Below are 7257 nucleotides of genomic sequence, written 5' to 3'. Positions count from 1 at the left end.
GCGAGCGCGAGCGCGCGGCGCTGCGTCAGGGTCGCGTTCGCGGCCAGGCGCGCGGCACGGGCCTGCGCCGCCTTCTCGGCCTGTGCCTTGCGGGTCGCCGCGAGGGACAGGTCGATCCGGGACGCGTCACGCGACGCGAGGTCCCGCCGCTCGACCCGGGCCGCGGTCAGAGCGTCGGCCTGTGAGGGGCTCAGGCCGGTGCTCGCCGTGGAGGGTGCGGAAGCGGAGGAGCTGACGCCGACTGCCGTGGTGCCGGCTGCGGCGGCCAGAGCGGCGGTGATGCCGATCAGCTGGGTGCGGCGGTTGGTACTTCGGCGGGACAGACGATGTTTGGCGACCCGGCGCGGGGCGGCCGGGCCGTCGTACTGAGGAGACACAGGGAGGGCCTTCCAGGAGGGGCACCGCTGCGAGGGGTACAGCGGCCCAACGACCATAACGAGAAGGTCACGGCCCCTCAAACGCCGACTGCGCGCAGATCAACAAAATCGCACACGGACGGTGAGAACCTCCTGCCCCCGTGTACACGCTCACGCGGGAATCGGACCCGCGGGTAGTTGAATCCGTGCGTGACGCGGATCACTCCCGAAATGGCGCGGAGCGGGCCGTTCAGACCGGTATAAGGCGTCCACATAATGAGAGGTTTGTCTACTCAGTTACTAACCTTTCACGGTCGACTCATACTGGGATCAGCCACCGGTTCAGGAGTCACTGAGGAGGATGCGGATGACGCGCAAGCTGCCGTACTACCGCCTCCACATCGACCTGCTCCGGGTCTCCAGCGCCCTCTGTCTGCGCTGACGAATCGCTGTAGACACAGCACATTCCGTACGACGACGTCCGGCCACCGGACGTCCGCCGCGCCGTGCCCGCACCCACGGTCCAGGGCCTGGTCGGGATCACCACGAAGAAGGACAACGGCCTGATCGACCCGCCCGGTCTGCCCAAGGACAAGCAGAAATAGGAGACGTCAGCCATGGCAACGATCGCGACCATCTCCAGCAGTCCGTCGGAGATCTCTCGCACCGACGCGGTCCTCGACTACGTGACCAGGCGGCTGCTCAGCCACGGTCACACCGTCACCCCGATCGTGCTCCGTGACCTCCCGGCCGAGCCGCTGCTGCGCGGCTGGGCCGGCGACCCCGCGATCGCGGCCGCTGCCGGAATCCTGGCGGCCGCCGACGCCGTCGTGGTGACCACGCCGGTCTACAAGGCGGCGTACTCCGGGCTGCTCAAGGTGTTCCTCGACCTGCTGCCGCAGTACGCGCTGAAGGGCAAGACGGTGTTGCCGTTGGCAACGGGTGGTACGCCGGCCCACGTACTCGCCATCGACTACGCGCTCCGGCCGCGCTCGACGAGCTCGGCGACGGACTGCTCGACTTCACGACCCAAGTGAGCCCGTTGATCGACAAGGAGCTCACCTTCGCCCACTACCAGCAGCTGTTCACCGCGCATCCGGAGCGCACCCGGTGGTCGTGGCAACGGTTCGCCGACGTCCTCGACAGGTGGTCGCCGGTGGAGTTCGAGGCTGCGGTCAAGGACGCCGTACCGGATCCCGCGGACCGGTTCGTCCGGGCCGAGGTGGATCGGCCGTTGGCCGGGCGGTTCTTCGAGGACCGGGAGCGGTTCGAGCGGTTCCTGACCGGGATGATCGAGACCGACCTGCTGCGCCGAGCGGATCCGGCGTACTCCGCGGACCTCGCGGTCTTCAACGCATTGCTGAGCATCTACGGCGTGTTGTCGGTCGCGATCACCGAGGGACGGTTGTCCGACGAGGACCGGGTCCGGCACGTGGAGACCGAGTGGCACGGGTTGTTCTCGTTCGTCGCCAGCGGACCGCCGCCGCGCCGGCTCGAGGAACTGCTCGCGTTACATCGGGCCGGCATCGTCCGGTTCGCCGGCCCGGGCCTCGAGGTTGCCATCGACAACGGCCGGTTCGCAGCCCAGAGCTCCGGAGTGGCAGGTGAGATCCGGGCCCGGGCGTTCGTCGAGGCCCGGTTGCCGCGTCCCGACGTACTGGCCGCCACCGATCCGTTGCTGCGCGGGCTGCTGGCGTCCGGCGTGCTCGCCGCCGACGAGTTGTTCGCCGCGGACGGGACGAGTCTCGGCGGCGGCCAGCTCAAGGCGGACTCGCAGTGCCGGGCGATCCAGGCGGACGGGACCGTGCATCCGGCGCTGTTCCTGCTCGGGCCGTCGGTGTCCGGCTCGGCCGGGTCGTCGGGGTTCTCCCGGCCGCACTTCAACGGCGCGGGCTTCCGGCAGAACGACGCGGTCGCCCGGCGCCTGCTGAAACTCCTCGCACCCACCGCACGGAAGGAACAACGTCATGCCAGTTGAGTTCCGCGAGCAGAGCACCCGGAAGGACCTGGCCTCATGAGCGTCACCGACGCCGAGCAGGACTTCGCGACCTGGCACGCCGCCCGCGAGGGCGACCTCGGTACCGCCTACGGCTGGCTGTCCATCGTCGCCTTCGACTGGCTGCCGTCGACGGCGATCGCGCTCCAGGGGCTGCCCGGCAAGTGGTGGGCCGACGACGAGCGTGCGCACGTGCGGGCTGAGGGCGAGCTGACGCTGGGCGGTGAGCCGGTACACGGCGAGACCTCGGCAAGCGTGGCCGAGGCGGGTTCATTGAGTTGGCTGCTGTACGGCGATCGCCTTGCCGAACTGGTGTTGCGGGGTGGCCGGTACGCCGTTCGCCAGCGGGACCCCCGTGCTTCGACGCTACGTAGGTTCAGCGGCGTGCCGACGTACAGGGTGACCCCGGACTGGGTGGTGAAGGCGTACTACACGCCGTATCCGCAGCCGCGTCGGGTCGAGGTGTCCACGGCTCGGTCCGACCTGCGTCAGTACGTCACTACGGTCGGCACGGTCCACGTCGCGCTAGGTGGGTCGGCGTACGAACTGGTGGCGACCGCGGCCGGCGGTGGGCGGCTCGCACTGTCGTTCCACGACAAGACGAACGGCGAGGAGACGGCTCCCTGGCGCACGGTGACCACCGGGGTGGTGGGGAAGGACGGCTCGGTGTTGATCGACTTCAACCGAACCATCAACCTGCCGTTCGCGTTCACGGCGTACGGAACCTGCCCGGCCCCGGTCCCCACCAACCGCCTCGCCCTCCCAGTCACCGCGGGCGAGAAGAAGGCGCGATGAATCGGAGCGTCTGCTGAGCGCAGACGGTGGTGTTGGGCTGGTCGACATCTCCGGGATGAACGCGGCGGCGGCCGACGCGGCGCTGGGGGCGGTCGGGGAGTCGGTGAAGCTGGTGGCGGTCTCCAGTGGGGATGTGTACCGCGCGTACGACGGCCTGCACTCCGACCGGACGACGGACGGGGTGCCGCTGACGGAGGAGTCGCCGCTGCGGGAACGGCGGTTCGTGGACGGGCCGCAGTACGAGAACCTCGAGATGGAGGAGCGGTACCTGCCGCGGGGCGCGACCGTGCTGCGGCTGGGGGCGGTGTACGGGGAGCACGACTACCAGCGGCGGTTCGAGTTCGTGCTACGGCGGGTGCGGGCCGGGCGGAAGCGGATCCCGGTCGGGTCGGGGCAGTTCCTGTTCAGCCGGGTGTACGTCGGGGACGTGGCGACCGCGGTGTCGCTGGCGCTGGCCGGGGACCATCGGGGTACGGCGTTCAACGTGGTCGAGCCGGTGACCGCGCCGTACCGGCTGTTCGCGGAGCAGACCCTGGCGGCAGCAGGGGCCTCGGACGTGGAGCTGGTGACGGTCCGGGACGACCTGCTGCCCGAGGATCTGTCGCTGACCGGCGCGTTCAGCCAGCACCTGCTGATGGACCCGTCGAAGGCGCACACGGTGCTCGGCTGGTCGCCGGCTGACCCGCCGGCGAGCCTGCGTCGGGCGGTGGCCTGGCACCTGGAGAACCCTCCTGCCGACGCCTCGGACGACTTTTCGGCGGATGACGCCGTACTGGACTGAAAATTGGTCAGAAGCACTCCGCGGAGACGGTATGCTTTCCGGGTCGGACTGAGGGGTGCGCAGGGTCCAGCCGGCTCGATTTCACATCGAGGCTGCGGACCGTGTAATCTCTCTCCTCGGCCCGCCCCTTTAGCTCAGTCGGCAGAGCGTCTCCATGGTAAGGAGAAGGTCTACGGTTCGATTCCGTAAAGGGGCTCTGAGCACGGCATCTCACCCGGTCCGCCGGGTGGGATGACGAACTCTCCCGGCGGGGTAGCTCAGGTGGTTAGAGCACACGGCTCATAATCGTGGTGTCGCGGGTTCGACTCCCGCCCCCGCTACCCACCAATTGCAGTAGCTCGAGAGTGCGATCACCCAAGTTGCGCACTCATGAACAAGAAGAGGCAGCAGTGGCCAAGGCAACCGACATCCGCCCGAAGATCACGCTGGCGTGCACCGTCTGCAAGGAGCGCAACTACATCACCAAGAAGAACCGGCGTAACGACCCGGATCGTCTTGAGCTGAAGAAGTACTGCTTCCGCTGCAACGACCACACCGACCACCGCGAGACCCGCTGACCTTCAGCTTCTTCGCGAGGGCCGCTTCGGAGACCGAAGCGGCCCTTTCGCTGTGCCTGGGAATGGGTCTAGACCGTCAGGATCGGGCGGCCGGCCTCGTAGGCGGTGAGGCGTTCGTCACGGGGAGTCAGGCAGCAGGAGCCGCAGAAGGTGTTCGTGCCGGACTCACTGGTGTAGTAGAGGCAGCAGGTGTTGCGGAGGTAGACGAGCTTCCCGGCCGCGACCTCCACGTCGCCGAGCCGGGACAGACCGCCAGGGGCGTTGCTGACAAAGGTTTGCCAGCGGTCCAGGAGGTAGGCCGGGGAAACGGTCTCCTGCTCGCGGGTCGCCGCGCAGAAGCCCATCGCGCAGCCCGCCGCGACGCCGCCGTGGAGCTGGCGAAGGCCGGCCCGGGTACGGCGGTGGAGCTCAGCCGAGAGTGGTAGCAGGTGCTGCCGGAGCACCACGTCGTACAGCGTCTCCAGACCGCCCGGGAGGTAGCGGGCGGACCGGATGGCGACCGCCGCGAGGCCATGACCGTCTTGCGGCCGGACCCAGAGGTTGATCGGGCGGATGTCGAGGACATGGCCCTCCAGCGCCCACAGCAGCAGCGCGGTCGCGGGTGCGCGGCCGGCGTAGAACGACATCAGGCTGAGCGCGTTCGCGTGGTCCGACCGGTGCCCGCTGGCGTCGTGGTCCCGCTTGAGCAGCTCGGTCAGCTCCGGGCTGTCCGGCTCCAGGATCCGGTCCACCCGGAGCCACGCGGACCCGGTCGGCTCGCCGATCTCCAGCTGGTACCGGGGCGCGTACCTGGCCAGCGCTGTCACAGCCGTCACATTCAACCTTCCCAGTCCGGTCTTACTGAGAGTGGGTGGCGGCACTCGCCGCCTTAGTCTGCCAGTAGGGTTACGAGATATGACGATCGACGCCACGATGGTCGGCCGGAGCTACGCGGCCGCCGAGTCCTACCAGGTCGGCCGGGAGAAGATCCGTGAGTTCGCCGACGCGATCGGCGACCCCAACCCGGCGTACCGGGGCGCCGATGCGGTCGCGCCGCCCACCTTCGCGTTCATGCTCGGCAGCCGGGCCCTGGAGCAGCTGCTGAGCGACGAGGAGCTCGGCCTGCGGCTGGATCGGATCGTGCACGGCGCGCAGAAGTTCAGCTACACGCGCCCGATCAAGGCCGGCGACGACATCGCCGCGACCGCGACCATCACCACCGTGCGGAAGGCCGGTGACGTCGAGGTGATCATGTACGAGACCGCCCTGACCACCGTCGACGGCGAGCCGATCGCCACCTCGACCTCCACGATCTCGCACAACCGGGCGGACGCATGAGCACCGTCGAGGTGGGGACCGAGCTGCCCCCGCTGACCGTCACCTTCCGGCGCGAGGACCTGGTGCGGTACGCCGGCGCCAGCGGCGACTTCAACCCGATCCACTGGAGCGACCGGATGGCGGCCGCGCTCGGCCTGCCCGGCGTGATCGCGCACGGCATGCTCACCATGGCCACCGCGGCCCGCGTCGTCACCGACTGGCTGGACGACCCCGCCGACCTCGTCGAGTACGGCGTCCGGTTCACCAAGCCGGTCGTCGTACCGGACGACGACAAGGGCGCGAGCGTGACGTTCTCGGCGAAGGTCGACAAGGTCGCCGACGGGCTGGCCGAGATCGACATCACCGCGATCGCCGGCGAGGAGAAGGTGCTCGGCCGGGCCAGGGCGGTCGTGCGCGTCCAGTGAAGACCCATGTGCGCCTGGCCGACTTCACCACCCTCCGGATCGGAGGTGTGGCCGACAAGCTGGTCGAGGTGACCACCGAGGACGACCTGGTCACCGCGGTCCGGGACGCCGACGCCGCCGGGGAACCGGTGCTGCTGCTGTCCGGCGGCAGCAACGTGGTGATCGGCGACGACGGGTTCCGCGGCACCGTGATCAAGGTCGCCACCCGCGGGATCCGGGTCGACGCGGACATGTGCTCCGGCGCAATGGTCCACATCCAGGCCGGCGAGGACTGGGACGCGGTCGTCCAGCGCGCGATCGCCGAGGAGTGGAGTGGCCTGGAGTCGATGTCCGGTATCCCCGGGCTGACCGGTTCGACCCCGGTGCAGAACGTCGGCGCCTACGGCCACGAGGTCGCCGAGACGATCGCGTCCGTGCGGGTCTGGGATCGCGTCGACCACCAGATCCGGACGTTCTACGCGGCCGACTGCGGCTTCAGCTACCGCAACTCGCGCTTCAAGGCCGACCCGTCGCGGTACGTCGTACTCGAGGTCGTGTTCCAGTTGCGGCTCGGCGACCTGTCCGCGCCGGTCGGGTACGCCGAGCTGGCCCGAGTGCTCGAGGTCGAGCCAGGGTCGCGGGCGCCGATGACCGACGTACGGGAAGCCGTGCTGGGGTTGCGGCGGGGCAAGGGCATGGTGCTGGACGAGGCCGACCACGACACGTGGAGCGCCGGCTCGTTCTTCACCAACCCGATCCTGGACGCGGCTGCCGACGTACCGGCGGGCGCGCCGCAGTGGCCGCAGCCGGACGGCAGGGTGAAGACCAGCGCGGCCTGGCTGATCGAGCACTCCGGTATCGCGAAGGGGTTCGCGATCGGGGCTGCCTCGGTGTCGACCAAGCACACGCTGGCGCTGACGAACCGCGGCGGCGCCACCGCCAAGGAGATCCTCGCGCTGGCCGCCCACATCCGCGCCCAGGTCCAGCAGGCCTTCGGCATCACCCTGGTCAACGAACCCGTCCTGGTGAACGCCAGTCTCTGAACGTTCTCTTGTTCTTCGGTGTGAGGTCC

10 protein-coding genes, 2 tRNA genes and 1 pseudogene are annotated in these 7257 nt (G+C 69.2%); 11 read left to right on the top strand and 2 right to left on the bottom strand.

Features of this window, described 5'->3' with window-relative positions:
• Positions 1-377: pseudogene (locus tag ACWCOV_RS13825) on the bottom strand (M23 family metallopeptidase); the annotation flags it as partial.
• A gap of 340 nt (positions 378-717) precedes the next feature.
• Between ACWCOV_RS13825 and ACWCOV_RS13820 the strand changes: the two are divergent.
• The 8 genes from ACWCOV_RS13820 to rpmG all read left to right on the top strand — a co-directional run bounded on the left by ACWCOV_RS13820 (position 718) and on the right by rpmG (position 4485).
• Entirely contained in the window at positions 718-798 is an 81-nt protein-coding gene (locus ACWCOV_RS13820; RefSeq protein WP_449829581.1) for a putative leader peptide, read from the top strand.
• 175 nt (positions 799-973) lie between these two features.
• Positions 974-1393, top strand: coding sequence for an NAD(P)H-dependent oxidoreductase (locus ACWCOV_RS13815; RefSeq protein WP_449829576.1), 420 nt, complete (start codon positions 974-976; stop codon positions 1391-1393).
• Positions 1390-2334 (top strand): hypothetical protein, encoded by a 945-nt coding sequence (locus tag ACWCOV_RS13810; protein WP_449829575.1) that lies wholly within the window; start codon positions 1390-1392, stop codon positions 2332-2334. Before ACWCOV_RS13815 ends, ACWCOV_RS13810 begins: the two co-directional genes overlap by 4 nt.
• 36 nt (positions 2335-2370) lie before the next feature.
• The gene (locus tag ACWCOV_RS13805) at positions 2371-3147 is read left to right on the top strand and encodes a DUF1684 domain-containing protein (protein WP_449829574.1); all 777 of its coding nucleotides are present in this window, start codon (positions 2371-2373) and stop codon (positions 3145-3147) included.
• Between the two features lie 55 nt (positions 3148-3202).
• Entirely contained in the window at positions 3203-3928 is a 726-nt protein-coding gene (locus ACWCOV_RS13800; protein ID WP_449829573.1) for an NAD-dependent epimerase/dehydratase family protein, read from the top strand.
• Positions 3929-4051: 123 nt separating this feature from the next.
• Positions 4052-4124, top strand: a tRNA-Thr gene (locus ACWCOV_RS13795).
• A gap of 50 nt (positions 4125-4174) precedes the next feature.
• Positions 4175-4248, top strand: a tRNA-Met gene (locus ACWCOV_RS13790).
• 69 nt (positions 4249-4317) lie between these two features.
• Positions 4318-4485: a 50S ribosomal protein L33 gene (gene rpmG / locus ACWCOV_RS13785; RefSeq protein WP_337003938.1), complete on the top strand. Its 168-nt coding sequence runs from the start codon at positions 4318-4320 to the stop codon at positions 4483-4485.
• A 68-nt stretch (positions 4486-4553) separates the two neighbouring features.
• Here the strand turns inward: rpmG and ACWCOV_RS13780 are convergent, their stop codons facing one another.
• Positions 4554-5300 carry a hypothetical protein gene (locus ACWCOV_RS13780; protein WP_449829572.1) on the bottom strand — a complete coding sequence of 249 codons (747 nt, stop codon included), beginning with the start codon at positions 5298-5300 and terminating at the stop codon, positions 4554-4556.
• A gap of 79 nt (positions 5301-5379) precedes the next feature.
• On the opposite strand from ACWCOV_RS13780, the gene ACWCOV_RS13775 reads away from it, so the two are divergent.
• The 3 genes from ACWCOV_RS13775 to ACWCOV_RS13765 are packed head-to-tail and all read left to right on the top strand — an operon-like array spanning position 5380 to position 7228.
• The gene (locus ACWCOV_RS13775) at positions 5380-5802 is read left to right on the top strand and encodes an FAS1-like dehydratase domain-containing protein (protein WP_449829571.1); all 423 of its coding nucleotides are present in this window, start codon (positions 5380-5382) and stop codon (positions 5800-5802) included.
• On the top strand, positions 5799-6206 hold the full coding sequence (locus tag ACWCOV_RS13770) for a MaoC/PaaZ C-terminal domain-containing protein (RefSeq protein ID WP_449829570.1): 408 nt from the start codon (positions 5799-5801) through the stop codon (positions 6204-6206). The genes ACWCOV_RS13775 and ACWCOV_RS13770 overlap by 4 nt, the downstream gene beginning before the upstream one ends.
• Positions 6203-7228: a UDP-N-acetylmuramate dehydrogenase gene (locus ACWCOV_RS13765; RefSeq protein ID WP_449829569.1), complete on the top strand. Its 1026-nt coding sequence runs from the start codon at positions 6203-6205 to the stop codon at positions 7226-7228. The genes ACWCOV_RS13770 and ACWCOV_RS13765 overlap by 4 nt, the downstream gene beginning before the upstream one ends.
• Positions 7229-7257 lie beyond the last annotated feature (29 nt).

It is taken from the genome of Kribbella sp. NPDC002412, from assembly GCF_053592935.1.
Note: the sequence above shows the minus strand (reverse complement) of the source record. Positions and strands in the feature narration are given on the sequence as shown.

What these genes read in the sequence shown, in the direction of transcription:
- ACWCOV_RS13775 (WP_449829571.1), top strand. Translation starts at nt 5,380, where the DNA reads ATGACGATCGACGCCACGATGGTCGGCCGGAGCTACGCGGCCGCCGAG.
- ACWCOV_RS13820 (WP_449829581.1), top strand. Translation starts at nt 718, where the DNA reads ATGCGGATGACGCGCAAGCTGCCGTACTACCGCCTCCACATCGACCTG.
- ACWCOV_RS13815 (WP_449829576.1), top strand. Translation starts at nt 974, where the DNA reads ATGGCAACGATCGCGACCATCTCCAGCAGTCCGTCGGAGATCTCTCGC.
- ACWCOV_RS13770 (WP_449829570.1), top strand. Translation starts at nt 5,799, where the DNA reads ATGAGCACCGTCGAGGTGGGGACCGAGCTGCCCCCGCTGACCGTCACC.
- ACWCOV_RS13805 (WP_449829574.1), top strand. Translation starts at nt 2,371, where the DNA reads ATGAGCGTCACCGACGCCGAGCAGGACTTCGCGACCTGGCACGCCGCC.
- ACWCOV_RS13800 (WP_449829573.1), top strand. Translation starts at nt 3,203, where the DNA reads ATGAACGCGGCGGCGGCCGACGCGGCGCTGGGGGCGGTCGGGGAGTCG.